Origin of the sequence: Pseudorhodobacter antarcticus (genome assembly GCF_900110135.1) — a bacterium.
GTDB lineage: Bacteria > Pseudomonadota > Alphaproteobacteria > Rhodobacterales > Rhodobacteraceae > Pseudorhodobacter > Pseudorhodobacter antarcticus.
The window spans coordinates 1-26,729 of record NZ_FOCO01000042.1; the positions used below are offsets into that span (position 1 = coordinate 1).

A 26,729-nucleotide genomic window follows, 5' to 3' on the forward strand; every position below is an offset into this window, starting at 1 on the left:
GCATCTGTGAAGGCATGACCATCTGTTCGTTCTCCTGCGCCCTCAAGTGTAAACTTCAGCCAGTCGATTGTCTCACGATTATTGGCACGGAGGGATAGGGGTTCATCTGCCACGCTTGCACCCAAGCGCGCACCGGGGCCGATGCCAGCGCCGTGTCCACCCGCATCCTCCCACACGCGGCAAGGGCAGTGCCATTGCGCAAGGGTTCGATCAAGGCCAGAATTTCTGCCGCTGACACGTCCAGATCGGCGTCAAGGCAAACCACGGGCGCGCCCGGTTCGGCATAGGCCATCCCAAGGTTCATCGCGTGGCATTTGCCCGCAATAGGGGTTTCCAAAACCAACGCATCTGGGGCGGCCAGCTGCGCTGCGCGCGCCGTATCATCGCTGCACGCATTGGCGATGATGATGATGCGAAACCGCCCCCGCGCCATGCCATTTTGCAAGAAAGTCAAAGTGCGGGCGATCTGCGTACCTTCATTCCAGGCGGGGATCAGGATGGTTGCAAGCGGTGTCATGTGCGCAACGATTGGGTCAAGGGCAAGGCGGTGCGCAACGGATTGCGCAAAAGGCTGGAAAGGCGCGCGCGCCGCGTTTTGCCCAGCGATTTGCGGTGCGGCTGGCTGGCCTCGGACCAGATAAAATCCTGTATGGTTTCCAACAGGCTGGCAGAGGCCACGGTGCTGCGCGCCGCCAAAAGCGGGTCGTTGGACCGGGCAAGGGCAGCACCGATCGCTTCGCACAGGCTGGACGAATCCTCCACCACGGTGACATTGGGCAAGGCGGCCATTTCCATCGCCGTGTCGCGCTGATGGTCGTTGCGATGTTCGCCCAGATCGGCGCGGCGGGGCAGCAAAATCACTTGTTTGCCCGCCTCAATCGCAGTCAGGATGGTTCCCATCCCTGCATGGGCCACGATAACCTTTGCCTGCGCCACGGCATCGGCAAACTGTGCGGCATCCATTTTCGCCACCACGGTTAGGTTGGCATAAAGGGTGTTGGTTTGACCCGTTTGGGCCAAAACGGGCACGTCACTGTGCATCGCGGCCCAAGTATCAAGGGCCAGCAGCAGGCGGTCAAACGGCAATTGCGTGCCAACAGTTGCGAAAATCATGGGATATTCCTTTTGGAAAACAGGGGGGGTTAAAGAACGGCGCCGCGGTATTGCGCGCCGCTGGCGGCGGCCACGGTGGGCCATTGGCTTAGGACCAGATCGGCGGCCTTTTGGGCCAGTCGGCCCGACACGGACAATTGCCGGGTGTTGGCGATGGAATCGATGAACACCGTGCGCGCGCCCATCAACCGGGCCAGCCGGATCGCAAGATATCCGCCCGCAGCACCCGTAGAGATGACGACATGCGGGCGCACCCGCAGCATAATCACCGCCAGCGCCAGCGTTGATGCGATCAAACGCAGCTTGGTGTCCTTGTTGGCATCGGGATAAACATAGACGGGGGCAGGGGCGACCGTGCTGCGTGCGCCTGCATCCACAGTTGCATAATGGATTTCAGCACCGGCAAAGGCGGGGCGCAACCGCAGCAGTTGTACCCAATGCCCGCCGCCGGATGCCACCGCCAAAACGCGGCGGGTGGTCTTTGTGCGGGGGGTGTTGGCGGGGGTAAAAGAGGACATCGTCAAGCTCCGGTCTGGTGTGTCTTCATGGGGGAAGATGTAGCAGAGGTACGAAGCAAACACTTTGTATCAAAAGGGAAATTCAGGGGGGCGGTGGGGGTGTGGGCCTATCCTTGCGGATAGGCTGCGCGCCGAACGGGAGGTGTTTTTACCTCATTATAGAGGGTCACAAGCCGGTCCGCCTTGGCCGCCCACAGCCCATCGCGCAAAACCTTGGCGCGCGCCCCTTGGCCCAGCTTTTCCAGCAAGGGGCGGTTGGCATCCAGATTGCGGATTGCCCGCGCAATATCTGCGGCAAAGCCTGTGGGTGTGGTCACGGGCAGGCGCAAACCGCAGCTGTCATCAATGATGAAATCGGGGCCACCGCGCGCGGCGGTGATCACGGGCAATCCGTGGCGCATCGCCTCATACAACACGCCACCTGCGGGTTCGCGAAACGACGGGAACACAAAAGCGTCATGGCTGCGGTACAAATCCTCTACCACCTCACGGGGTTGGCGGCCGAGGAATTCGATGCGCGCGCCAAGGCTCAAGGCTTGCGCCTCCAATCGGCACAGCGCGATTTCTTCGCCTGCGCCCGCACTGGTCAAGGTGATATGCGGCAGATCGGGCAAATGGGCCAGCGCGCGGACAACATCGCGCAACCCTTTGGTGCGCACGCCGCGCCCGACATGCAACAGCCGCAGCGCACCCTTATGAGCGCCCGTATTTGCTGGGGCCGCGCGCGGCGGTTCCACCGCGTCGATGCCCAATTCCAACATCGGTTCAAACCGCTGCAAGGGAATATCGCCCAACACATCCGCCACATAAGGGGCCACGCCCAAAATACAGGCCGCCCCTGTGTAACTGGCGCGCAGCCACGGGTCATGGCGAAAGCGGTAGGTATCCAACGCGCGCAGTTTGGTGAACAATGGCGCGGTCGCTGCCTCATTGCGAAAGGCTGCGGGGGTGTCCAGCGCGCCGCCCAAAGGCCCGATGATATAAGGCACATCAAAATGGCGCAGCGGCGAGGCGTACCGCGCCGCTTGTGGCATCAACTGATGCGCCACATCAAATTGCGCGCCAGCGCCAAGCGCCTGTTTCATCCAGCGGCGCACATGGCCGCAAAGCACTGGCCAGGCTGGTTTTAACATCGCGTTCAAGCGCTCATTGCGGCGTGCCCAAGCGGGTTCGGGCCATGTTACCAACCGCGCGCCGGGCAATTGATCGGCCAAAGGCGTGCGGCCCGGACGTTCAAACGACAGCACGGTCAGGTTCACGCGGGTGGACAGGGCTTGTGCCCATTTAAAGGCAACAAACGCCTCACCCACATCGGTGCCGTCGATGTTTGGCGCGATCAGCAGAATGTTCATGGGCGCACCTTGCGCGGCCAAGCGCGGCCAAGTTTCAGGACCACGCCCGCGAAATGGCGCGCGCGGGCGGCGGCACTCGGGCGGCGCAACACGGCCATACCCGCCCAACCCGCCGCGCGCGATGTGTTGAACAGCGCCAACACGCCGTAACACGCAAGCCCGCCGATCAGGCCGGAATGTTTGGTGTGCAACCGCACCGTGCCTTCGGTCAGCAAAACGTCGCGCATGTGGTTCAAACGGCGCACCGATCCGCCGCCAAAATGCGTAATCTCGCCCACGGGGGCAAACATGACTTTCCAGCCCGCGCACAGAAAACGGCGGCACCAATCGGTTTCCTCGCCATAGAAAAAGAACGCCTCGTCCAGCAGCCCGACCTTTGCCATCGCCGCACGGCGCACAAACATCGCACAGCCCGAAATCACCTCGGCGGTGCCATCGGTGGTCAGGCCAAGGTTTGGTACCTCGGATTTGTGCAGGCCTGCGGTTTGGCGCAGCAAGCGGCGCAAAGTTGGAAAGGCCTGCGCGGACCCTTGCACCGACCCATCCCGGTTCAAGATGCGGGGGCCAAGGATGCCAATGGCGGGCCGCGCGTCCATCCACGCCACCGCAGCAGGCAGCACATCGCCATGCACGATGGTATCAGTGTTCAACAACAGCACAAACCGCCCGGTCGCCTGCGCCAAAGCTTGGTTGTTCGCCGCAGCGAACCCTCGGTTCTGCGCATTTGCTATGACCATGACGCCCGGAAATTCCGCCGTCAACATGGCCACCGACCCGTCAGTGGACCCGTTATCAACCACCCAAACCTGCGCGTGCAATGCGCCAAGGCCTGCCATGACCGATGACAGGCAATCGCGCAGCAGATCGCGGGTGTTCCAATTTACAATGACGATGGACAAATCCATTTCGCTCTCCTTTATCTTTGCCCGTTGGCTATCAGAACATCCGCGCTTTGGGGCGGCGCAGCGGGGGGGCGGCGCGGGGCAAGGGGACAGCGGCCCCTATCCTTTTGCGCTTGGTTTGGGGGGGGGCGTTGCTGTCAATTTTCGCATCATACATCCATGCGCCCGACCCGATCAGGAACAAGAACAGCACAAACAACGCGTTCCACAAATGCACCGTGGCCGCCGCAACCGCGATGCCAAACAGCGTAAACGCCCACGCATGGCGCGCGCGTTTCCATGTGTCGGGGATGCCCTTGCGGCGGCCCACGGCGTAAATCAGCCCCAGCATCAGCCCGACCAGCAGCGCCCACGCTGGCAAGCCGTAGCGCATGGCGATCAACAGCCAGAAATTGTCCATACTGTCCGACATCCAAACCGGGCGCACCCAATCGCCCAGACCGATGCCCAAGAACGGATGGCGCGCCACCTCCGCCGTGCCAAATTCAAACAGCAAGATGCGGTTATAGGCGGACACGGTGGAAAACGTCAGGTAGGTCACAAACACATGGAACGGCGTGCGGTTGGAAAACAGATCAATGACCAGATAAACGATGGCAAACAGCGCAAACAGCATCCGCCAGCGGCCTGCGATTTTGCCAAAAACCCGTTCCCACCCCGCAACAAACATCTGCATCATTAACACCACATAGGGGCCACCCGATGCCGACAGGAAGGTGGCGATGCAAACGCCAATCACCCAAGCCATGCCGCGCCAATGGGTCAACCGCTTTTCTGCCAGCACGAAATAGGCCAAAGAAAACGCCGATGCCGAAAACACGCCGTAGAGGATGGGGTGGTCAAACGGCCCAAACGTGCGTTCCAACCCCATGCGCTGTTCAATGTAGGGGGCCATCGCCCCGCCCGTGGCCCCCGCAATTCCATCGTGCAAGATGTGGACCGAGGTCAGCGCCTCGGGGATGGTAAAGGCCAGCATCCCCACCACAATCACCACATAAGCCTTTGCAAAGGCACGAAAATCATTATGGCTGCGGATGTAAAGGCGGCCCAGAAAATAGGCTCCTGCAAACTCCACAATATAAATGCCGCCGGATTCGATGCCCTGCTGCAACCCGCCCCAATGGATCAGCGCCACCAGCGCCATGCCCGCATGCCCCAGCGCCAGCGCGTCAAACAGATGTGGCTGGCCGCGTTTGCCCGAAAACAGCATGACCAACATCGGGATGAACATCACCAACAGCACCACGCGGTACACCGACAGCCGCAACCCGCCCAAACTGATGCCCACGGATGTGGGCATCATCATGCCGAAAAAGAACAGCGCCACCACGATGGGCACGCCGAAAATGGTGCCTTTGCGGCGGGTTTTTGCGGCGATCGCGGGCATGGGATTACACCTTTGCCATGCGGCGGGGCAGCATCGGGGCCTCGACCAGCATCCAACTAATGGCGGCAAAGGGCAGGGTCGCCAGCAGCGACAGCACCGCCAATTGCGGTGCGCCCAGACCGGGGCTGTGATGCATCAGCCATTGCGCCACGGGCCAGCCGTAAATGTACAGGCCAAAGGACAAATCGCGCGACAAGGGCCGCGCAGGCAGCGCAAACGCCAGCATCAACGCCACATGCCCCAGCCCTGCAATGGCAAAGGGCCAGGCTAACGGGGCCAACACCAAAAGCGCCAGCGTGACCACAGGCGACAAGGGCAAGCGCGCGCGCGCAGCATGGGCCAGCATCCCCAGCGCAAAGGCCACAAACAGCGGCGCAAAGGTGGCGGCGCGCGCAGGCAACCCCGGCAACGCCCACACCAACAGCGCCGCCCCCATCAACACCGCCATACCCCACGCGCTGCGCATCAGGCCCAGCTTTACTGCACCCCAGCACAGCGCATAGGCGGCAACCTCGTGAAACAAGCTCCACAAAGGGCCATTGACCACACCGGGCATCGGCGCATTGGCGAATGCGTTGGACAGGTTATGCTCCAAGGATATCAAAGTGATACCACGGACAAAATATGTGACGGCCAGCAATGGTGTCAGGTCGGCGCCCGACAGCGCGGCCAAACCCAATGTCACCAGCAACGCCACCGCCAACCCCGGCAGGATACGCCGCGCGCGGGCGGTCCAAAACGCTGTGGCGGTGCTGCGCGCGGCGCTGCCCGTGATCAACAACCCGGACAAAAAGAAAAACAACCCTACCGCCCAACCGCCCAGCGAATGGCTGGTCAGGGCCGCCAACGGCTCCGATGTGCCCGCGCCATGCGCCAGCGGCCACGCGTGGCTGGCAATCACTGCGCCTGCCAAACCCAGCCGCACCGCGTGCAGGTTGTTGGCGCGGCCGGGCGCAAAGGCGTGCGCCAACATCATGGCCGCACCCCTTTGATGATAACGCGCTGCCACAACCGCAAACGCAAAATGCGCCGCGCGGTGCCCGCGACCGACGACAGTTTTGCGCGCAAAGGCAAGCCGCGCCATGCCGCAAACAACGGCAGACCCGCATCGCGCGGCACCGCCAGCCCAAAGGCGCGCATGGCCAAACGGCGGCCCCAAACAGCGCCTTGCGCGGCCACCAAATTCGGCTGGGCGGTGGCGATCACATCGCGGGGTTGCGGCGTGGCGATCAACACGCCCGCCGCCAGTGCCGCCTCGATTAACGCAAGCCCAGCGGGGCTGCGCGCGATGATCAAGGACCGGCCCGCATCCACATTGCCAGCGGGCGGGTTGTGCCACGGGTCGCCCACCGACACATCGGCAAAGGCCCCGGTGTGATCGGTGCAAATCCGGCAGCGCCAGCGGCGTTCGGCCTGCAAAATCTGGCCCCACCCTTGGCCATAAGGGATGCCCGTGCTGGTCTGTTCCACCCCATCCGCCCCGCGAAACCGCGCCTGCATCAACCCCGGCCAGCCGTTCCCGCGATAGCGCAGATCGGTCAATGTGGCGTCTTTGGGCACGCCCAGCCGGTCCAACAAACGGTCGGTCGCCACAAGGTTCGGCGCGCCCGCGCAGAAAATCGCGATTGTTAGCGGCAGTTTGGCGGCCAACCCGGCGTCCAGCGCCTTGGCCTTGGCAACCGATGCCACGTCACAAGGTTTGCCAATAAACGCCACGGGAATGTCGCCCGCTGCAATCGGCCCCAACGCCTCTGCCGGGCTGGCTTGGGCATAGCGGGACCCGGCCCCGCGCAGCAACCCAGCGCGGTCATGGCTGATCACCGATTGGTTCAAGCGCGGATCATCGTTGCGCGCGGCGATATGGGCAACACCGCCCACCACCCCGCTTTGCAACGCAAACAACGCCAGCGCCGTGACCGCGCCGCCCGATGACCCCCGGTGACGAATATCGGGGTCGGCGGCGTACCCTTCCCATGCGGCCAGCACCGGGCCAAACCCGTCATCGCCCGCAAACCCGGCGAAATCGGCACCTGTGCCCGCGCACAGCGCCACCGCTTGCGCCGCCGCCGCGCGCCCATCGGGCGATGCGGCCACAACCGGGCGGCGGCCATTCACGGGGTCATCGACCATCTGAATGGCGGCAGGAAACGCCGCAGCGCAGGCCCCGCATCCGGTGCACAGATTGCACGCAACGGTGCGGGTGATGGGGTCCATATATGTCACGCGAAAACCTTTGGGGTTGAAAGGGGGAACAAAACGCCGCGCGCCAAATGTAACGCGCGGCACGTGGCCGCCGCCTCGCCCACCGCGGCGGCAATGGCGATGGCTGTCAGGGGCAGGCCCATGCTTGCGGTGATAAAAGCGGGGGCAAGGGCTGCGGCACGCCACAGATTGGCGCGGGCCGGATCACCCGTGCGGCCCAGCGACACGGCCAGTTGTGACACGGGCGTGCGCGCAATCCGCGCCCCGGCCGCCAGCCCAAAGGCAAGGGCGATGCCCGTATCGGGGCGAAAACCAGCGCCGTATACCAGCGCGATCAAAGACGGGGCGGCAATGGCAAACCCAGCGGCAAAGCACAGGCCCAAGGCCAGATATGCCGCCACCGCACGCCGGGCCATACCCGTCAAACCCGCCCCCGTCAGGCCACGCAGGCGCGGGGCCAGCAGCGACCCCGCCGCGCGCCCGGTGATTTGTGCGGGCAGCATCGCCAGTTGCATGGCCACGCTGTAAATCGCGACCTCGGCCCAGCCATACCAACCGGCAACGATTAAACGGTCCGCCTGAAAGGTCAAAAACATCAAGCCTGCGTTCACAACCAAAGGGGCCCCAAAGCCCAACACCTCGGCCAACACAGCGCGGTCAAACCGGATGCGATAGACCTGCCGCGCCACCAAATGCGACAGCGCCACCTGCGCGCCCGCGGCTGCCAACAACACGAGCAGCATGGCGCGATGATCGACCCAGACCATCAGCGCCAGCGGCAAGGCGGCCAGCATCACGGCCACCGAACCGCCTTCAACAATCGCCAGCGGCCACAGGCGCAAATCGCGTTCCGCCAGCCGGTAATCCAAATGCAAAAACGCGCGCAGCAAGGGCGCAAACGCCAGCGCCGCATAGATTTCCACGCCAGCGCCGCCCTTAAACGTCCATGCCATCGGCAGCGCCAATGCGGCCAACAGTACGGCCATCGCCAGCCCGCGCAACACGCACGCGCCGTGCAAGGCGGCCATCAAGCCGGGCGTGGCGGCCGCGTGGCGCTGCATCAACAAGCGTTCCACCCCCACATCGCTGATCATTTCCGCCAACCGCAACACCAGCGTCAGCACCATGGCGCGGCCCAATTCATCGCCGCCAATCACGCGGGCCAAAATGGCCGAGCGTGCCAGCGCCCCCGCTTCAACCAGCAAAGGCACGGACCAGCCGATCAATCGCGATGTCAGGGGCGCGCGCATCCCCTTACGCCCCGATCTGCTGGGCGATGACATCCATCTGGCCTTCGGCACGGGCCAAAAGTGCGGGCAGGCGCGCGGCCAAATCGGCCTGCATGGCCGCGCAATTGTGCAGGCCGTCGCGCACGGCCACGCCCAGTGCAGGCGCATCCATCACCCGCAAATCGGCCACATGATCGCCAATCCCACATTGGGCAAACACCCCTGCGGCCTTGTCTGAATATCCCAAACCCAGCGTGGGCGTGCCCGATGAAAACGCGCCAATGGTCGCATGCATTCGCGCGCCTGCAAACCATGTCAGGCGCGACAGAACCCATTTCAGCTCCATCGCGTTCAGGCGGCCGGGCAGCGCCTCCACCCGGTTGGGGTAATCCGCGTCCAGCCGCGCCTTCAGCGCCAATGACGCCGCCAAATCGCTTTCGCGGTCGGCCAAATCGCGGTGAACATGCGGCACCAGCAACAGACGCATGCGGGGGCTGTGGTCCAAAATCGCGCGCGCCGCCGCTTCAATCTGGCGGTCATGGCGGTCTGCCAGGCCAAATTGAGTTTGCGCGCCTGTCGCATCTTGGGAGAGCAGCCCCGACACGTTCAGCCCTGCCACTGGAAATCCACGTGACAGCCCGGTCCAGACCTGCAAGCGGGGCGACAGGCCTTTGGGTTCCACGCGGGGCAACGCCACCGCCATATCAACGCCAAGGCGGTGACGGTCGGCATCAAACCGCGCGCCAAGCCCGTCTTGCAAAAATGCGTAACTGGCGGCATCGCGCACCCAGACGGCGCGGGCTGCGGCCAAAATCGCCACCGCCTCGGCCCGGTTGGCGGCATCGCGAAACGGCCCCAGCGTTTGGGGCAGCAAAATCAACGGCACGCCATTGTCCAGCGCCAACCGCTTGGTCAGCACCATCGCACGAAACCGGCGCGGGCCATAGAGATCGGTGAAACTGTCGCCCCCCGACACATCCAAAATCGCGCGCGATTTCGCCACGGCGCGGGCCGATGCGCTGGGCCCCCCGCCAATGCGCGCCAAGGCCCGTACGGTTGTCAGGCTGTCACCGCGCCAAAAGCGGCGGTTGTGGGTCAGGCCCACTTGGTCCACATCGGCAAACCCCATATCCACCCGGCGCACGCCCCGGCCATGGTCGGCCACGGCCAAAGGGCCAATGTTGCGCGCGGCCAGCCCCGCAAGGGCGGATAGTGACAGCGCACTGACGCCTTGGTTGCCCGTATCGGGCGCTGCATTCAAAAGGGTGATCATCGGGGAAACCTTTGGTAAGCTGTTGACTGCCACCGCGATATCCGTTTCCCCTTTGCGTTGTCTCATATATAGCGGGATAGGTTTCAGGGACTTATGATGCAGTTTGGCGATATCGGATTGGCACAATGACCTTTGGGGGCGCAAACCTATCCTTTGGCATAGGGCGCAGGTTGGCCTTGGCCTTGGCGGTGCTGGTTGCAGCGTCCGCTTGCACGCCTGCGCTGGATGCGAAATCCCTGCGTCATGACGGGGTGGTGGAACGTATGTCTGTGGCGGCACCCGCCGTTGCCCGGTCGGGCGGGCCGTCTTGTGGGACGTCCCGGCTGGCAGCTGGCACCAAAGGTGGCAGCGCAGGGTTCACGCCAAAGGTCGGCCCCGGCGACAACCTGAAATTCAACATCTTTGGCGAGGAGGGCATGTCGGACCTGACCGCCCGCGTCGATGATGCAGGGTTTGTGCAATTGCCGATCGTGGAATTGGTGCGGGTTGGCGGCAAAACCACCCGCGACATTCAGGCCGATCTGAAACAGGCCTATGGGCCCCATATGATCAATCCTTGGGTCACGGTGGAACTGATCGCCGCCGAAAGCGCGCCATTGTATTTCCTGGGCGAATTTCGTGAACCGGGTGTGCGCTACATGAAAGGCCGCACCAATGTGGTGGAGGCGGTGGCACTGGCGGGCGGATTGTCGGGCGATGCCTATTTGCCCGGCGCACGCCTGCTGCGCGATGACCGTATTTGCACCGTCGATCTGAACGCGCTGCTGCGCAACGGCGCGTTTGACCAAAACGTCTGGATGAAACCACGCGATGTGATCTTTGCCCCGCGCAAGGAAGATATGTCGGTCTATGTGCTGGGGGCTGTAGGCCGCGCGCAGGCCGTGCCGTTTGGTGCCAATGGGCGCACCTTGTTGCAAGCGCTGACCGAGGCGGGCGGACCAGAAGCGGGCAAAGCGTTGCTAAGAGAAATTCGCATCATCCGCACCGCATCCCCGACCCAAGGCGAGTTGATCGTGGTCGATGCAACCCGCATGTTGACCGGGCGCGGCCTTGATTTTCCACTGGAACCGGGGGATGTGGTGTTTGTGCCGCGATCGGTTTTGGGCGATTGGAACGTGGCAATTGGGGAAATTTTGCCAAGTTTGCAGCTGATTGGTGGGGTTTTGACGCCCATCACCTTGATCGAAAGTTTGAACAACAACTAAGCTGGGGCGCGACAGTGCGGCGTGCCACAGTTCTGCCCGAACCAGACGCTATGCAGGGGCCACAGGGGCCAAGGTCCGCGCCAAGGGCGCGCTTGAAGCAGAGGATTTTATGAAGATATTATTGGCTGACGATCAAGAATTGGTCCGTGACACCATCGCCGCATTTTTGCGGCTGGATCCGTCGATGGAGGTGGAGGTGGCCGCCGATTTCCCCCAAAGCCTGGCCCTGTCGCGCAAGGCCGGGGATTTTGACGTGGTGCTGCTGGATTACATGATGCCCGGCATGAACGGTCTGGCAGGGCTGGCCGAAATGCGCGCCGCCTTGCCCGGTATTCCGGTGGCAATCTTGTCGGGCACCGCCCCGCGCGCGGTGGCCGAACAAGCATTGGCCGAAGGGGCGGCAGGGTTTTTGCCCAAAACCATGTCCACCAAAACCCTGATCGCCGCAATCCGTTTCATGGCCGCAGGCGAGGTGTATGCCCCCATGGCCATGATGACCGAACGCGAGGCCCCATCCGCCACGCTGGCGGGCGCGCAACTAACACCGCGCGAAACCGACGTGCTGCGCCTGCTGTGCCAAGGCATGGCCAACAAGGAAATCGCCCGCGCGCTGGATTTGCAAGAGGTGACGGTCAAGCTGCATGTCAAAACCCTGTACCGCAAGATTGAGGCGAAAAACCGCACCCATGCCGCGATGATCGCCAAAGAGGCGGGGTTGTTTTAAGGCCGCGTCTTATCCCAAAGGATAGGTGGCTGTCCGCTTGCACCCGCGACAGGGCAGGGCGGTGGTGCTATCAAAAGTGCTACAATAGACCTCAAGAAAGATATATCATGCAAATGTCCGTCTCCATCTTGCGCCAATCCCTGCTGGGGGCCAATTTTGCCCTTGCGGCCCTGTGCGCGGCACCCGTGTTTGCCCAAGATATGGCCGCGCCGACGGGGGATGTGATCCTGACCGTGTCGGGCAATATCGCTTCATCCAACGGCAATGATGTGCTGGCGCTGGACGCTGAATTGTTCGCCGCCCTGCCGCAACACAGCTTTACCACGGGAACCATCTGGACCAAAGGCACCGCGACTTATACGGGCGTTTTGTTGCGCGATCTTTTGGCCGCTGTTGGGGCCAAAGGCGATACCGTGATGTTGACCGCGTTGAATGATTATCTGATTGAAATGCCCGCATCCGATGCGCTGGAAAATGGCCCCTTGTTGGCCAATCTGTCGGATGGGCAACCGATGTCGTTGCGCGACAAAGGCCCGATCTGGCTGGTTTATCCTTATGATGATGTGGCTGAATACCGCAGCGAACAAACCTATGCGCGGTCCATCTGGCAATTGAACCGGATTGAGGTCGCAGACTGACCGCAGCCCCTATGAAACCCCTGTCACGCCGCCTGCTGTCCCGGTCCCTCCGGGCCCGTGGGCTGCGCGCGCTTGTGGCGTTTCTCATCTCCTTTGCGCTGGGGGCGATAGTCGTTTTGTCGCTGGAACTGCGCGCCGAATTGCGGACGCTGCAAGAAGAACCGGTGGACAGCCTGCAATGGAACGTCACCCAGTTGGAACTGGATGTGGTGCGGCTGGAAGCGGCGGTGGCCTTGGCGCAAGCGCAAGCGCCCGCACAGGCAGACCCACAATCACAGGCACAGGTCAGCCTGACAGAATTGCGCAAACGGTTTGATCTGTTTTACAACAGGGCGGGTACGGTCACGCAAGGCACGATGTTTGCGCAACTGGGGCTGTTAGAGGCTGTGCTGCCGCTGAAAGCGCGGATGCAGGGGTTTTTGGACAGTACCACCCCGTTGATTGATGGCACAGACGTCGACCTGCGCGCCGCCTTGCCGCAAATATTGGCCAGCGTCGGGGCCTTGCGCCAAGATATGCGCGTGATGTCGATCAAGGTGATTGATATGAACGCAGCGCTGCAAGACAGCCGCCGCACGGGCCTGTCTGATATTTTGCAAATGATCGCGATTGCCAGCGTGGCGTTGATTGTGCTGCTGCTGGGCCTGTTGGGGCTGGTGGCAACGCTGAACCGCCAAGCGGCGCGGCGCGCACGCGAGGTAAAGCGCATCACATCGCGGCTGGAGGCGACGGTTGGCACCTCGCTGGATGCTGTGGTTGTGGCGGGCATGGACGGGCTGGTGATCGATTTCAACGCCGCCGCCGAACGGATTTTTGGCTATACTTGCGCCGAGGCGATTGGCCAGCCGCTTGGCACTTTGATCGTGCCCCCCCACCACCGCGCCATGCATGATGCGGGAATGGTGCGGATGAAGGCCACGGGCGTGAAGCATGTGGTTGATTCCGGGCGGATGCGCATGACCGCCATGCGCAAATCGGGCGCGGAATTTCCCTGTGAATTGTCGATCGCCAGCAATGACAGCCCCGATGGGATGATCTTTATCGCCTATTTGCGCGATATTTCCGATGCTCAACAGGCCGAGGCGGCACTTGTTGCCGCGCGCGATGAGGCGCAAGGGGCTGAACGGACCAAAAGCAACTTCATCGCGGTGATGAGCCATGAAATGCGCACCCCCCTGAACGGCGTTATCGCGGCGCTGGAAATTATTGGCCGCACCAGCCTTGATGCCAAACAGGCCCGGTTTTTGGGTTTGGCGCGCAGTTCATCCAAGCAATTGCTGCGCCATGTGAACGATGTTTTGGACATTTCGCGCATCGACGCAGGATTTGTCGCGCTGGCCGAGGATCGTCTGGATTTGCCAGCATTGCTGGCCACATTGGTCGACCCGTTGCGCCCTGCGGCTGCGCAGAAAAATACTCAGATAGCGGTGCAACTGCTGTCCGATTTCCCGCCCCTGCGCGGTGATCCGTTCCGTTTGGGGCAAATCTTGCAAAACTTCATCTCCAACGCGATCAAGTTTACCGAAGATGGCACGGTGACCCTAGAGGCAGAGATGCAGCAGATCAAAGGCGATCAAGCCGAGATTGAGTTTCGCGTGATCGACAGCGGCATTGGCATTTTGGAGGCCGACCAAGACCGCATTTTTGATGATTTTGTGATGGTTGACCCGTCCTTTGGGCGCACGGGCGAGGGGACGGGCCTTGGCCTTGGCATTTCGCGCCGTTTGGCCCGCGCGATGGACGGCGAGGTAGGGGTCGAAAGCACATGGGGGGCGGGCAGTTGTTTCTGGCTGCGCGTGCCGTTGACCGTTGCGGGCGATGTTGCGGCAAACCGCGCGGTGACGCTTGCCTCCAATTTGCCCGCCCCCAATCTTCTTGCGCCGCTGCTGGCCGTGGCCACCAGCGGCGCGCTGGATATTTTGGTGGTCGAGGATAATGAAACCAACCGCATCGTTTTGGAAGAAATGCTGCGGCATTTGGGCCATAAGGTCACCTTGGCGATGGATGGTGGCGAAGGGGTTGTGGCGGCCCGCGCGCATCCGTTTGACGTTGTTTTGATGGACCTGTCGATGCCTTTGATGGATGGGTGGACCGCCGCCGCCCTGATCCGCAGCGAAGGCGCGTCACGGTCCAGCCGCATTATTGCGGTCACCGCCCACGCCCGCCCCGACCGGATGGACCGCTTTGCGGAGTCGGGCATCGACAGTTGGTTGACCAAACCTTTGTCCACCCGCGATCTGGCAGCGGCCTTGACGTTTGACACTGGCGCAGCCCTTGCAGGCCCAGATGCGCCTTTGATGGATATGGACCGGATGGCGGAGTTGGCACAGATCGCCGAACCCCAAGCGCTGGCACGGTTATTGGCGCAGTTTCAAACCAATATGGACGGTATTTTGGACAGCATCGACGCCCATGCGGCGGCTGCCCCTTCGGCATCCTTGGCAGCAACCTGCCACGAAGGGGCGGGCGCTGCGGCAGTGATCGGTGCCACACGCCTGCACGCCCATTTGGCGCGGATGGAGGCTTTGTGTCATGCAGGCAATCGCACGGCGGTTTTGGCCGATCACGCGGGTCTGCGCGCCCTTTGGGATGCCACCCGCGCGGCGTTGTTGGCGCAAGCCTGACGCGGTCGCCCAAGGTTGCGGCAGGCGCGGTCAGCGGTAGGTCCGTGCCTCAAGGCTTATGTCGTTCAAGGTGGCGTGAAGCAACGCCAGCAGCGCCGCCTCGCCCCGGTTCATTGTGCGTTTTGGGTTGGTCAGCAGGTGAACATCGACCATCGGCAAGGCGGTGTACGGGGGCAGTTGCCACAAAAACCCCTGCCGCACATCGCGCGCGGCGACATGCACGGGCAACGCCCCAATTCCGATATTGGACATGATCATGCGACGCACCTCGGGCAGGCTGCTGGAAATGCCTTTCAGCCCCGGCTGCAAGCCTGCCTTGGCGCGCATGGCCGCCACGCTGTACAAAGGGCCATTCGCCTCATCTGTTTGAAACGAAACGGCATATTCGCCGCGCAGCGCCGACAGCGGAATATCCTTTTTCCCAAAAAGCCTGTGTTTGGGCCCACAAAAAAACCCGAAATATTCGCGAAACAGCGGCTTGGTGTCCAGCCGTAAGGGTGGTTCTTGCAGCAAACACAGGCCCAGCGTGACGCGGTTTTGCTGCACATGCGCCACCACATCCGCGCTTTCAATGGTGGAAAAGCTGTAGGTGACCTGCGGATGGGCCGCGTTGAACTGTTCCAGCACCGCGTCAAAATGGTGCGATACCACATGGCTGGCCACCGCAATGCTGATATGCCCGGTGACCTGATCATCCATCCCTGCCATCAAATTGGGCAATTGCGACACGGTGCCAAACACGGATCGCGCCTCGGCATACAGCACTTGGCCCAAAGGGGTCACGCTGAAATGCGTGGGGGATCGGTTGACCAGCCGCCCGCCAAAACTGTCCTCCAACCGCTTCAGCGCGGCAGATATGGTGGGCTGTTTTAGCCCCAGAAAATTGGCGGCGGGTGTGATGCCGCATTCGTCCACCACCACCATAAACGTGCGCAGCAAATTCCAGTCCAATTGCCATGGCAACCGCTGTTCATATTTCTTTGACATAGATTTCATCTATTCAGGACATTTCCATTATCTATTTGCCCTATGATGCCCTGCAATGCAACTCTGTGCCAATTCATGCCTTTGGCGGTACCCAACGCCCCTTTGGCCCCCACCAAAACCAACCTTACGGGAGAGATTTCATATGACCACAGTCACACATATCCTGCGCCGCAGCGTCCTCGCAGGCGGCATCGCAGCCTTTGGCCTCACGCTGGCCCCGGCCGCCTTTGCGGATGAATTGGCCGGAATCAAAGAACGCGGTGTGTTGAAAATCGCGATGAGCGGGCAATACCCGCCGTTCAATTTCGTCAATGAAAAGAATGAGGTGGTCGGGTTTGACCCCGCCATCGGCACCGAAATCGCCAAACGTATGGGCGTAGAGGTGGAGGTGATCACCACCGCATGGGACGGCATCATCGCAGGCCTTTTGGCCAATAAATACGACGCCGTGGTGGGGTCAATGTCGATCACCGAAGAACGCGACAAGGTGATTGATTTTGTTGGCCCTTATTACACCACCAAACGCGCGATTTTCACCAAAATCGGGTCGCCGATCACATCGGTTGACCAGCTAAAGGATGTAAAAGTCGGCGTGACTTTGGGCGAAACCCACGAACAATGGGCGCGCGACCAAGGTTATGACATCAACACCTACAAAGGCCTGCCGGAGCTGCTGTTGGAACTGACCAATGGCCGCGTCGATGCGATTGTGAACGATTCCATCCCCGTGATGCTGGCGATGAAGGCGGGGCAATATGACCTTGCGGTGATCACCGACCCAAGCGCCGAGCCTGTGGGCGCGGGCATCGCCATTCGCGAAGGCAACCCCGAACTTGCCGCCGCGATGAAGGCCGCGCTGGACGCGATGATGGAGGATGGCACCTATATGACCATCGCCAATGAATGGGTCGGCGGCGACATTCGCTGATCAATCTGGCCCGCCGCAAACTGGCGGGCCGTTTGCCTTTGGGGGGGCGGCATGACAACCACTTATGGCCATTTGACATGGGAAAACGTGCGCGACGCCGACAAGGACCGCGTGGTAATTTTGAACGTGTCGGCAACCGAAGATCATGGCCCGCATATGCCGCTGGACACGGACACGGTGCTGGGCATGGCGGTGGCCAATGGTGTGGCCGCCGCCGCCCCGGATGCGGTGTTTGTGATGCCCCCCATCCCTTACGGCTTTAACGAACACCACAAGGATTTTCCCGGCGTGATCTGGATACAGCCCGAAACGCTGATCGCCTTTGTCTGCGATATCACCAAATCGCTGGCCCATCACGGGTTTCGCCGCATCCTTTTGCTGAACTCGCACGGGTCCAACCACCCGGTTTTGGACCTTGCCGCGCGCAAAACGGTGATTGATACGGGAATTATCTGCGTTTCGGCCAGTTATTGGAACCTGATGTCGGCGCGCATCAATGATATCCGCGCCTCGGCCATTGGCGGCATCGCGCATGCGGGGGAATTTGAGGCGGCGATGTATATGCACCTGCACCCCGACCGCGTTGATCTGTCGCGCGCCACTGCGCAAAACATCCACGACCCCAACAGTAAGTTTTTCAACCTTGATCTGGCGGGCAAGGGTGGCGGTGCCATGTTGATGCGCTGGTGGTCGGCGGTCAGCCCCGATGGCACGATGGGCGACCCAACCGTGGCCACCCCCGAAAACGGCAAGCGGTTTTTGGACGCCGCGATTGAAGAAACCACGGCCCTTATCCACGAAATCCGCGCGCTGCCCATCCTGTCCCGCGTGGACCATCACTGATATGGACACCGAATTAATCCTGCGCGTTTATCCGTTTTTCCTTCAGGCGGCGGTGGTGACCATCCAGTTGTCCATCCTAACCACGATTCTGGGGTTAACATGCGGTGCGCTGGGGGCTGCGGCGCGCATGTCGCGCAGTTGGGTGTTGCGCGCGATTGGGGCCACCTATGTCAGCATTTTTCGCGGCACGCCTGCGTTAATCCAACTGTTCATCCTGTATTTCGGCGGCCCGCAAATCGGGATTCAACTGGACGCGTTTGAAGCGGGGGTGATCGGCCTTGGCGTGAACATCGGCGCCTATATGGCCGAAACCATGCGCGGCGCGATTGAATCTGTCGACAAAGGCCAGCGCGAGGCGGCGCGCACGATGGGCCTGTCGCGCGCACAAGCCATGCGCAAAGTGATCTTGCCCCAAGCGATGCGGCTGATGATCCGGCCTTTGGGCGTCAACATCAACGCGCTGATCAAAGGCACCGCCTTGGTCGCGGCCATTTCGGTTGTCGAACTGACCTACACCGCGCAACGCTACATCGGGTCCACCTACAAACCGTTTGAGATGTTTTTGCTGTCGGGTGCTTTGTACATGATCATCATATATGTGGTTGGCATTGGTATTGCGTGGCTGGACCGCAAGGCACGGATAACATGAAGGATTTTCCGCATGGGTCTTGATTTCAGCGTGGTGCCCAGTTATTTCGGGGTGCTGTTGCAGGGCATGGGCCTGACCATCGCCATCACAATTTGTGCAGGTATCTTGTCGTTTTTCGGCGGCATCGTGTTTGCCGTGGCCGCCCTTTATGCCCCCATGATCATCCGCCTTCCCATGCGCGCTTTTGCGTTTTTGTTCATGGGCACGCCGTTGTTGCTGCAACTGTTCTTGATCTATTTCGGGTTGATTCAAGTGGGCATTGATTTGCCCGCCTTTGTCGCGGGCGTCATTGGCCTTGGCCTGCATTTCGCGGTCTATAATTCGGAATTGATCCAAGCGTCGATTTTGGCGGTGGACAAGGGCCAGTATGAAGGCGCGCGCACCCTTGGCCTGTCGCGCGGTCAAACCGTGCGCCGCATTATCATTCCGCAAGCGGTGCGCGCCGTCATCCCGCCGATGGGCAACAACATGATCGCCTTGTTGAAAGACAGCGCTTTGGTGTCGGTGATCGGCGTCATGGAACTGACGCTGGCCGCCCAGCAGGCCATCAGCCGCACTTACCGCCCGTTTGAATTCTACCTTGCCGTCGCATTTTGTTACTATTTCATCAATCTCGCGCTGGAGGCTGGTTTGCGGCACGTCGAACGCCGCATTGCCGCCTCGCGCTGAAAGGGCCCCCCTATGACCACCTCCTTTGTCAAGATTAAGAACGCCGCCAAAAGTTTTGGCAATTTGCAGGTGCTAAAAGACATCAACCTGACGGTGGATCGGGGTCAGATCGTGGCGATCATCGGCCCGTCAGGGTCGGGAAAATCCACCTTGCTGCGGGCCATCAACGAATTGGACCCGCTGACATCGGGTGAGGTGTGGCTGGAAGGGGTGCAAATCAACCGCCATCTGCCCCCCCGCCAGTATGAGGCGCATGTGAACCAAGTGCGCCAAGATATTGGCATGGTTTTTCAACATTTTAACCTGTTTCCGCATCTGACCGTGCGCGGCAACATCACCCTTGCCCCGCGCATGTTAAAGGGGCTGACCGAGGCGCAGGCGAATGCGCTGGTCGAAGAACAGCTTACCAAAGTCGGCCTGCTGGAAAAGATTGACGAATACCCATCGCGCCTGTCGGGCGGCCAAAAACAGCGCGTGGCCATTGCGCGCGCATTGGCGATGAAACCCAAGGTCATGCTGTTTGATGAGGCGACAAGCGCGCTGGACCCCGAGTTGGTGGAGGAGGTGAACATGGTCATGAAACAATTGGCCGACGAACACATGACCATGATCATCGTCACGCATGAAATGGATTTTGCCGCATCCGTGTGCGACCGCGTTTTGTTCATGGACCAAGGTGTGGTGGTCGAAGAAGGCCCGCCATCGGTCATTTTTCAAAACCCGGTCGAAGAACGCACCCGCAATTTCCTGCGCAAACATCTTGCGCGCAATGGCGGTTGATATGTCAAACTTGTTTTACCAAACCAAATCGCCGCGCCCTGTGTTGGACCGTGCCAGTGGTATCTATATGTGGGACACAGCGGGCAAACGCTATATCGACGGGTCGTCGGGGGCGATGGTGTCCAACCTCGGCCATTCCGACCCCGCCGTGCTGGACGCAATGCGCGCGCAAATGGACAAAGCCACCTTTGGCTACCGTTTGCATTTCCAAACCGAAAGCTCCGATGACTTGGCGCGCATGACCGCCGATCTGGCACCTGCGGGGCTGAACAAGGTGTTTTTCGTCTCGGGCGGGTCGGAGGCGGTGGAAAGCACCCTAAAACTGGCGCGGCAATATGTGCTGACCCAAGGCCAGCCGCAGCGGTTCAAAGTGATTTCGCGCTATCCCAGTTATCACGGCTGCACCTTGGGTGCGCTGGCGATCACCGGATACGCCCCAATGACCGCCCCGTTCGACCCGATGATGCAGCGGATGCCAAAAATTCCCGCCCCCCGCGCCTATCTGGATGGTCTGAACCCCGATGACCGCGCCACGGGCCTGCATTACGCCAACATGCTGGAAACCGCGATTTTGCAAGAAGGGCCGGACACCGTTCTTGCCTTTATCGTGGAACCGATTGGCGGCGCGTCCACCGGGGCTTTGGTGCCACCTGTGGGCTATATGCAGCGTATTCGCGAAATTTGCACCCAATATGGTGTGTTATTGATTCATGATGAGGTGATGACAGGCGGCGGGCGCACGGGGCGGTTTTTTGGGGCGGACCATTGGGGCACGACCCCGGATTTGATCGCGCTGTCCAAGGGGTTCGGGTCTGGCTATGCGCCCTTGGGGGCCATGATTGCGCGCGATGATATTGTGGATGCGGTGATGGACGGCGGCGGGTTTATCCACGGGTTCACCTATGCGGGCAACCCTTTGGCCTGTGCGGCGGGGGTGGCGGTGCTGGGCCAGATTGCCGCGCGTGATTTGGTGGGCAATGCCGAACGCATGGGGGCTGCGTTGTACAGTCGGCTGATGGGCCTGATGCAACGCTATGCGCTGATTGGCGATGTGCGTGGTAAAGGCTTGCTGTGCGCGTTTGAATTGATGGCCGACCGCGCGACCAAGGCGCCCTTGAACCCCGCCTTGCACGCCCATGCCCGGCTGGTCGATATCGCCTATGACAACGGGTTGATCATCTATTCCCGCCGCACGCGGGGTGGCACATCGGGCGATCATTTCCTTGTCTGCCCGCCCCTTATCACGACGCAGGTGCAGCTGGACGAAATCACCGACCTGCTTGATAAATCCCTCGCGCAATATATGGCGGAACTGCCCGCGCAGGTCGCCTAGATGTCAAAAATCATCATCACTTGCGCTGTCACAGGCTCCATCCACACCCCGTCGATGTCGCCCTATTTGCCGATCACCGCCGATCAAATCACGCAAAACGCGCTGGATGCGGCACAGGCGGGGGCGGCCATTTTGCACCTGCATGCGCGCGACCCGGCGGATGGGCGCCCCTCTGCGTTGCCTGAACATTTTATGGCGTTTTTGCCGCGCATCAAACAGAGATGCGATGCTGTCATCAACATCTCGACCGGGGGCAGTGCCACCATGTCGCTGGACCAACGGTTGGCCGCCCCTAAACGCGCGGAACCCGAAATGTGTTCGCTGAACATGGGCACGATGAATTTCGCGCTGTATCCCGCCGCAGACCGCATCACCGATTGGAAATTCGACTGGGAACAGCCGTTTTTGCAAGGGTCCGAGGATTTGGTGTTCAAAAACACCCCCCGCGATATGCGCCTTGTGATGCAAGAAATGGGCACGCAGCGCGGCGCACGGTTTGAATTTGAATGTTACGATGTCAGCCATTTGTACATGCTGCGCCATTTCGTGGACCGTGGGTTGGTGCAAGCGCCCTTGTTCATCCAATTCGTGTTTGGCGTTTTGGGCGGCATCGGTCCCGACCCCGAAAACCTGACCCATATGAAATTGATTGCAGATCGTTTGTTTGGCGACACCTACATCTTTTCCGTGTTGGCGGCGGGGCGGCACCAAATGCCCTTGATCACATTGTCGGCCATTTTGGGCGGCCATGTGCGCGTGGGATTGGAGGACAGCTTGATGATCGCACGCGGGGTGCTGGCCCAATCCAACGCCGAACAAGTGACCAAAATTCGCGGTATAGTGGAGGCATTGGGCCGTGAGGTGGCAACCCCGGCGCAGGCGCGGGCGATGCTGGCGCTGAAAGGTGCGGACCAAACAAAGATGTAGGGGCGGTGCAATGCACCAGAAAGGACAGCCATGAAGGCGGTATTTGACGAACGGCAATGGGGCCATGACCCCCAGCATTTCATGGCGAATGGCGCGATTTTGCCCAATCCTGAACAGCCCGAACGCATTGCACGGCTGCGGGATGGGGCCCGCGCCGCAGGCTGCACCATCCACGCCCCAACGGATGCAGGGTTGGGCCCGATCGCCGCCATTCATTCGGCGGAATATCTGACGTTTTTGCAAACCATCTATGCGCGCTGGCAGCGGATGGACGGGGCAGGGGCCGAAGTTATCCCAAACATCCACCCCGCCAACCGTACCGACAGTTATCCCAAATCCGCGATTGGTCAGGCCGGGTTTCATCAGGGAGATACCGCGTGTCCCATCGCATCGGGCACTTGGCAGGCCGCCTATTGGTCCGCGCAGGCGGCGATCACAGGGGCGGATTTTCTGGCAACCGACCGCGCCGCTTATGCCCTGTCGCGCCCGCCGGGGCACCACGCCTTTGGCGATCTGGCGGGTGGGTTTTGTTTTCTGAACAATTCCGCAATCGCCGCTGAACGGCTGTTGGCCCGGGGCAAACGCCCCGCCATTTTGGATGTGGACGTGCATCACGGCAACGGCACCCAAGGTATTTTCTATCACCGCCGCGATGTGTTGACCGTGTCCATCCACGCCGATCCCGCCCGGTTTTACCCGTTTTTCTGGGGCCATGCCCATGAACGCGGCGCGGATGCGGGGCTTGGGTATAACCTTAACCTGCCCTTGGCGCGCGACACCGATGATGCTGGCTTTCTGGCGGCGCTGGACGTGGCTTTGCGCCAAATCCGCAGCTTTGGCGCGGATTGTGTGGTGGTGGCTTTGGGCCTTGATGCTTTTGTCGGTGACCCGTTCAAAGGGTTGGCCGTGACCACCCCCGGCTTTGGCCAGATCGGGGCGGCGATTGCGGGGCTGGACCTGCCCACCTTGTTTGTCCAAGAAGGCGGGTATCTGTGCCCCGAATTGGCCGACAACCTGACCAGCACTTTGATGGGGTTTGAAGCAGCCTAACGTCGCCCGCCTTAAAACCCTGCGTCAGATAGCGCCCACCGCCAACAGTTTGGCTTTCAAAATCCAGCCTGCGCATTGTATGGTCATGCAAACTGGAACTTGGGAGGGTTCAATGGCTGACAGACCACGTCCTTGGACGAAATTTTACGGCCCCGGCGTGCGCAGCGACATTGACACCCCATCCTATCGCAATCTGGCCGATCTCATCCGGTCGGTGGCGCAAACGCATGGCACCGCGCCCGCGTTCACCTGCTGTTTGCCCAATGGGATGAATGGCACGCTCAGCTTTGAACAAGTCGACGAAATGTCTGATGGTATAGCGGCCTATCTGCGCGAGGTGGCGGGATTGAATACAGGCGACCGGGTGGCCTTGCAAATGCCCAATGGGTTGGCGTTTCCGGTGGCGGCGTTCGGCGTGCTAAAGGCGGGCTGCGTTTTGGTCAACGTGAACCCGCTGTACACCGCCGAGGAAATGGCCCGCCAGTTTGAGGACAGCACCCCCGCCGCCCTGATCATCGTCGATATGTTCGCTGATAAAATTCCGGCCGCCATGCGCGGCCATAAAATTCCCAATATTATCGTGACGCGGGTGGCCGAATTTCTGCCCGCCTTGCCGCGCGGCATCGTGGGGCTGGTGCAAAAACACTGGGATCGCAGCATAAAACCTATCGAGGTGCCGCATATCCGCCTGCCCGCAGCTATCGCCGCAGGCCGCCGCCAAATCACCGATCACCATATAGAGGTGGACAGCTATCACCAAACCATCAGCGCCGATGATGTCGCCGTGCTGCAATACACCGGCGGCACCACGGGCGTGTCCAAAGGTGCTATGCTGACCCACGGCAACCTGATCGTGAACATGGAACAAACGATGGAATTGATCGCCGCGCATGTGAAACGCGGCGAAGAGGTCGCGCTAACCGCCTTGCCGATGTACCATATCTTTGCCTTTACCGTGAATTTGATCGGGTTTTACTGGCTTGGCGCGCGCAACATCCTTATCCCCAACCCGCGCCCTTTGGCCAACCTGAAACGCGCCTTTGAAAATTACAACGTGACGTGGATGAGCGGGGTAAACACCCTGTTCAACGGCCTTTGCAACGAAGTGTGGTTCACCGACAGCCCGCCCAAACACCTTAAATTCGCCTCGGCGGGTGGCATGGCGCTGCAAACATCCGTGGCGCAGCGGTGGGAAAAAATCACTGGCAAACCCGTGCTGCAAGGTTACGGCCTTACCGAAACCGCCCCCGTGCTGACGTTTGAACCGATGGGCAAAACCCGCGCGGGCACCATTGGCGTGCCTGTCCCATCCACCGACATCGTCTGTTTGGATGAGGCGGGCAATGAAGTGCCCCAAGGGACCCCCGGCGAAATCGCCGCGCGCGGCCCGCAAGTGATGGCGGGCTATTGGCAAAAACCGGATGAAACGGCGGCCAGCATGAAAAACGGCTGGTTCCTGACGGGTGATATCGGCGTGATGGAGGCGGACGGTTATTTCCGCATCGTGGACCGCAAAAAGGATATGATCCTTGTGTCGGGCTTCAACGTCTACCCCAATGAGGTGGAGGATGTTTTGGCCGCCCACCCCGGCGTGTTGGAGGTGGCGGTGATCGGCGTGCCTGACGGTGCGGCGGGCGAGGCGGTAAAAGCCTATATCGTCAAGGCCGATCCGGGGCTGACCGTGGACGCCGTGCGCGCCTATTGCAAGGAACACATGACCCCGTACAAAGTGCCCAAACAGGTGGAATTCCGCGACGAGCTGCCGAAATCCAATGTCGGCAAAATCCTTAGAAAAGACCTGCGTGCGGAAATCGCGCGCGGCGTCGCAGCGGAGTGAGCGCAGATGGTCGGAGCATTCGAGCAAACGCTGCTGGCGTTGATGATATTCGTGATCATGCTGGGCATGGGCGCATCCCTGACCCCGCGTGATTTCTACCTTGCCCTCAAACGCCCCTACGGCCTCGCGATTGGGGTGATCAGCCAATATGGCTTCATGCCGTTTATCGGCTTTATGCTAATCACGCTGTTGCCGCTGCCGCCTGCGGTGGCTGTGGGTGTTTTGATTATGGCCTGTATGCCGGGGGGTACCACCTCCAACATCTTCACCTATTTCTCCAAGGGCAACCTTGCGCTGTCGGTGCTGATGACCGTCACATCGACCATTTTCGGGGTGTTCCTTATCCCCATTTTGCTGCTGATCTATGCCAACGCGCTGAACCTTGATATTCCGCGCGAAAACATCATTGTGACGCTGGTGTTGTTGCTGGTGCCTGTAGCCATCGGCATGGGGCTGCGCAAATGGAACGCAAACGCGGGCGCTGTGACCGAATTTATGGGATCGCTGCTGGCGCTGTTTTTCATCCTGTTCATTCTGGTGTCGTGGGTGCCGCGCAACTGGCAGTTTTTGGTCACCACCACGCCCGCGACTTATGTGGCGGCGATTGGTTTGGGCGTGTTTGGCATCACCATCGGCTATATCTTTGCCCGCGCGCTGCGGCTGCACCCGCGCAACGCCCGCACCGTGGCGCTGGAAACGGGCATCCAAAACGGCCCGCTGGCGATTGCAATCATCGCATTTACCTTCGCGGGGGATGAGGCGCAAAGCTATATGGCCGTGCCAGCGCTTTATTCGCTGTTCATCGTGATTGTCTCCACCCTCGTCACGCTGGTGTTTCGGCGTGCCAACACGGCGGCGGAACAAAAACTGCCCGACAGTTTGCTGTAAAAAAGCCAAACCCAACCATGAAAAAGGGCCCCGCAAGGGGCCCTTGATCGTTTCGCAAGATGTGCGTTTATTCCGAAGCTGGCCCCGGGAACGGAAAGTCCAACGTGCGGGCGTTCAAAAACGCCTGTTCATTGAACCGCATAAACCGCGATGTATCGGCGCGGCTGGCCAAATAGCTGTCCCAGATGCGGCGCGTAATATCATCGCCGTTTTCATACGACTCCTCAACCACCTCGCCCGCAGCGGCCCCCAGTGCCACCAAAATCTCACGGCTCAACCGGCGGAACTCAACGCCATGTTCAACGCGCAGCAGAGAGTTGGTCGCGGAATTTCGGACCAGTTGTTAAGTTGGATCGCATGATGAGAGAAGTGATCCAGAATGAAGAAACGAAAGAACCATTCGCCTGATTTCAAGGCGAAGGTTGCGCTTGAAGCGATCCGTGAGGAGCTGACGCTGGCGGAGCTGTCGAAGAAGTACGATGTTCATCCGACACAACTCGGCACTTGGAAGCGCGCGGCGATAGAGAACATGGCGACAGCTTTTGCGCGCCGAGGTGCCGCCCCGGAGCAGGTAAGTGCGGCTGAACTCGACAAGCTGCATTCCAAGATTGGCCAACTTGTGGTGGAACGGGATTTTTTGGCCAATGCCTCGCACCAGTTGCTCGGGACGC

27 protein-coding genes are annotated in these 26,729 nt (G+C 60.7%); 15 read left to right on the forward strand and 12 right to left on the reverse strand.

Features of this window, described 5'->3' with window-relative positions; genetic code table 11:
* Positions 1-55: 55 nt before the first annotated feature.
* The 10 genes from BMY36_RS15605 to BMY36_RS15650 all read right to left on the reverse strand — a co-directional run bounded on the left by BMY36_RS15605 (position 56) and on the right by BMY36_RS15650 (position 9,976).
* Positions 56-517, reverse strand: coding sequence for a glycosyltransferase (locus BMY36_RS15605; protein WP_050520382.1), 462 nt, complete (start codon positions 515-517; stop codon positions 56-58).
* Positions 514-1,113 (reverse strand): glycosyltransferase, encoded by a 600-nt coding sequence (locus tag BMY36_RS15610; RefSeq protein WP_050520383.1) that lies wholly within the window; start codon positions 1,111-1,113, stop codon positions 514-516. Before BMY36_RS15610 ends, BMY36_RS15605 begins: the two co-directional genes overlap by 4 nt.
* Before the next feature lie 29 nt (positions 1,114-1,142).
* Positions 1,143-1,631 carry a glycosyltransferase family protein gene (locus tag BMY36_RS15615; RefSeq protein ID WP_050520384.1) on the reverse strand — a complete coding sequence of 163 codons (489 nt, stop codon included), beginning with the start codon at positions 1,629-1,631 and terminating at the stop codon, positions 1,143-1,145.
* A 107-nt stretch (positions 1,632-1,738) separates the two neighbouring features.
* Complete coding sequence (locus BMY36_RS15620; RefSeq protein ID WP_050520385.1) at positions 1,739-2,983, reverse strand: glycosyltransferase family 4 protein; 1,245 nt, start codon at positions 2,981-2,983, stop codon at positions 1,739-1,741.
* Complete coding sequence (locus BMY36_RS15625; protein ID WP_050520386.1) at positions 2,980-3,888, reverse strand: glycosyltransferase family 2 protein; 909 nt, start codon at positions 3,886-3,888, stop codon at positions 2,980-2,982. The genes BMY36_RS15620 and BMY36_RS15625 overlap by 4 nt, the downstream gene beginning before the upstream one ends.
* 31 nt (positions 3,889-3,919) lie before the next feature.
* Complete coding sequence (locus BMY36_RS15630; protein WP_050520387.1) at positions 3,920-5,272, reverse strand: O-antigen ligase family protein; 1,353 nt, start codon at positions 5,270-5,272, stop codon at positions 3,920-3,922.
* 4 nt (positions 5,273-5,276) lie between these two features.
* A complete protein-coding gene (locus BMY36_RS15635) occupies positions 5,277-6,248 on the reverse strand; it encodes an acyltransferase family protein (RefSeq protein ID WP_050520388.1) in 972 nt (323 codons plus the stop codon).
* Positions 6,245-7,486, reverse strand: a complete 1,242-nt coding sequence (locus BMY36_RS15640) for a Coenzyme F420 hydrogenase/dehydrogenase, beta subunit C-terminal domain (RefSeq protein WP_050520389.1) — start codon at positions 7,484-7,486, stop codon at positions 6,245-6,247. The genes BMY36_RS15635 and BMY36_RS15640 overlap by 4 nt, the downstream gene beginning before the upstream one ends.
* 5 nt (positions 7,487-7,491) lie before the next feature.
* Positions 7,492-8,724: an oligosaccharide flippase family protein gene (locus BMY36_RS15645; protein ID WP_050520390.1), complete on the reverse strand. Its 1,233-nt coding sequence runs from the start codon at positions 8,722-8,724 to the stop codon at positions 7,492-7,494.
* 4 nt (positions 8,725-8,728) lie between these two features.
* On the reverse strand, positions 8,729-9,976 hold the full coding sequence (locus BMY36_RS15650; RefSeq protein ID WP_175469317.1) for a polysaccharide pyruvyl transferase family protein: 1,248 nt from the start codon (positions 9,974-9,976) through the stop codon (positions 8,729-8,731).
* 125 nt (positions 9,977-10,101) lie between these two features.
* Here BMY36_RS15650 and BMY36_RS15655 point away from each other — a divergent pair, with 125 nt between their 5' ends.
* From BMY36_RS15655 to BMY36_RS15670, 4 genes are all read left to right on the forward strand, one after another.
* The gene (locus tag BMY36_RS15655; protein ID WP_050520392.1) at positions 10,102-11,181 is read left to right on the forward strand and encodes a polysaccharide biosynthesis/export family protein; all 1,080 of its coding nucleotides are present in this window, start codon (positions 10,102-10,104) and stop codon (positions 11,179-11,181) included.
* Between the two features lie 109 nt (positions 11,182-11,290).
* Positions 11,291-11,905 carry a response regulator gene (locus BMY36_RS15660; protein WP_050520393.1) on the forward strand — a complete coding sequence of 205 codons (615 nt, stop codon included), beginning with the start codon at positions 11,291-11,293 and terminating at the stop codon, positions 11,903-11,905.
* A gap of 107 nt (positions 11,906-12,012) precedes the next feature.
* The gene (locus BMY36_RS15665) at positions 12,013-12,543 is read left to right on the forward strand and encodes a putative pterin-binding protein (protein WP_074818878.1); all 531 of its coding nucleotides are present in this window, start codon (positions 12,013-12,015) and stop codon (positions 12,541-12,543) included.
* Positions 12,544-12,554: 11 nt separating this feature from the next.
* Positions 12,555-15,167, forward strand: a complete 2,613-nt coding sequence (locus BMY36_RS15670; protein ID WP_050520394.1) for a hybrid sensor histidine kinase/response regulator — start codon at positions 12,555-12,557, stop codon at positions 15,165-15,167.
* A 30-nt stretch (positions 15,168-15,197) separates the two neighbouring features.
* On the opposite strand, the gene BMY36_RS15675 is transcribed toward BMY36_RS15670, so the two are convergent.
* Positions 15,198-16,154: a LysR family transcriptional regulator gene (locus BMY36_RS15675; protein ID WP_050520408.1), complete on the reverse strand. Its 957-nt coding sequence runs from the start codon at positions 16,152-16,154 to the stop codon at positions 15,198-15,200.
* A gap of 142 nt (positions 16,155-16,296) precedes the next feature.
* On the opposite strand from BMY36_RS15675, the gene BMY36_RS15680 reads away from it, so the two are divergent.
* From BMY36_RS15680 to BMY36_RS15725, 10 genes are all read left to right on the forward strand, one after another.
* Positions 16,297-17,082 carry a transporter substrate-binding domain-containing protein gene (locus BMY36_RS15680; RefSeq protein WP_050520395.1) on the forward strand — a complete coding sequence of 262 codons (786 nt, stop codon included), beginning with the start codon at positions 16,297-16,299 and terminating at the stop codon, positions 17,080-17,082.
* Positions 17,083-17,133: 51 nt separating this feature from the next.
* Positions 17,134-17,925, forward strand: a complete 792-nt coding sequence (locus BMY36_RS15685) for a creatininase family protein (protein WP_050520396.1) — start codon at positions 17,134-17,136, stop codon at positions 17,923-17,925.
* Between the two features lies 1 nt (position 17,926).
* A complete protein-coding gene (locus BMY36_RS15690; protein ID WP_050520397.1) occupies positions 17,927-18,574 on the forward strand; it encodes an amino acid ABC transporter permease in 648 nt (215 codons plus the stop codon).
* 12 nt (positions 18,575-18,586) lie between these two features.
* A complete protein-coding gene (locus tag BMY36_RS15695) occupies positions 18,587-19,243 on the forward strand; it encodes an amino acid ABC transporter permease (protein ID WP_050520398.1) in 657 nt (218 codons plus the stop codon).
* 12 nt (positions 19,244-19,255) lie between these two features.
* Complete coding sequence (locus tag BMY36_RS15700) at positions 19,256-20,023, forward strand: amino acid ABC transporter ATP-binding protein (RefSeq protein WP_050520399.1); 768 nt, start codon at positions 19,256-19,258, stop codon at positions 20,021-20,023.
* Position 20,024: 1 nt separating this feature from the next.
* Complete coding sequence (locus BMY36_RS15705) at positions 20,025-21,356, forward strand: aminotransferase family protein (RefSeq protein WP_139194094.1); 1,332 nt, start codon at positions 20,025-20,027, stop codon at positions 21,354-21,356.
* Complete coding sequence (kce, locus tag BMY36_RS15710) at positions 21,357-22,283, forward strand: 3,5-dioxohexanoate:acetyl-CoA acetone transferase (protein WP_050520401.1); 927 nt, start codon at positions 21,357-21,359, stop codon at positions 22,281-22,283.
* Between the two features lie 30 nt (positions 22,284-22,313).
* A complete protein-coding gene (locus BMY36_RS15715; protein ID WP_050520402.1) occupies positions 22,314-23,333 on the forward strand; it encodes a histone deacetylase family protein in 1,020 nt (339 codons plus the stop codon).
* Between the two features lie 112 nt (positions 23,334-23,445).
* Complete coding sequence (locus tag BMY36_RS15720) at positions 23,446-25,170, forward strand: AMP-binding protein (protein ID WP_050520403.1); 1,725 nt, start codon at positions 23,446-23,448, stop codon at positions 25,168-25,170.
* Positions 25,171-25,176: 6 nt separating this feature from the next.
* Entirely contained in the window at positions 25,177-26,058 is an 882-nt protein-coding gene (locus BMY36_RS15725; protein ID WP_050520404.1) for a bile acid:sodium symporter family protein, read from the forward strand.
* A 67-nt stretch (positions 26,059-26,125) separates the two neighbouring features.
* On the opposite strand, the gene BMY36_RS15730 is transcribed toward BMY36_RS15725, so the two are convergent.
* A complete protein-coding gene (locus BMY36_RS15730) occupies positions 26,126-26,335 on the reverse strand; it encodes a hypothetical protein (protein WP_050520405.1) in 210 nt (69 codons plus the stop codon).
* A 102-nt stretch (positions 26,336-26,437) separates the two neighbouring features.
* On the opposite strand from BMY36_RS15730, the gene BMY36_RS20580 reads away from it, so the two are divergent.
* Positions 26,438-26,729: IS3 family transposase (locus BMY36_RS20580; RefSeq protein WP_074818881.1), on the forward strand; the 292-nt coding region annotated here is incomplete at its 3' end.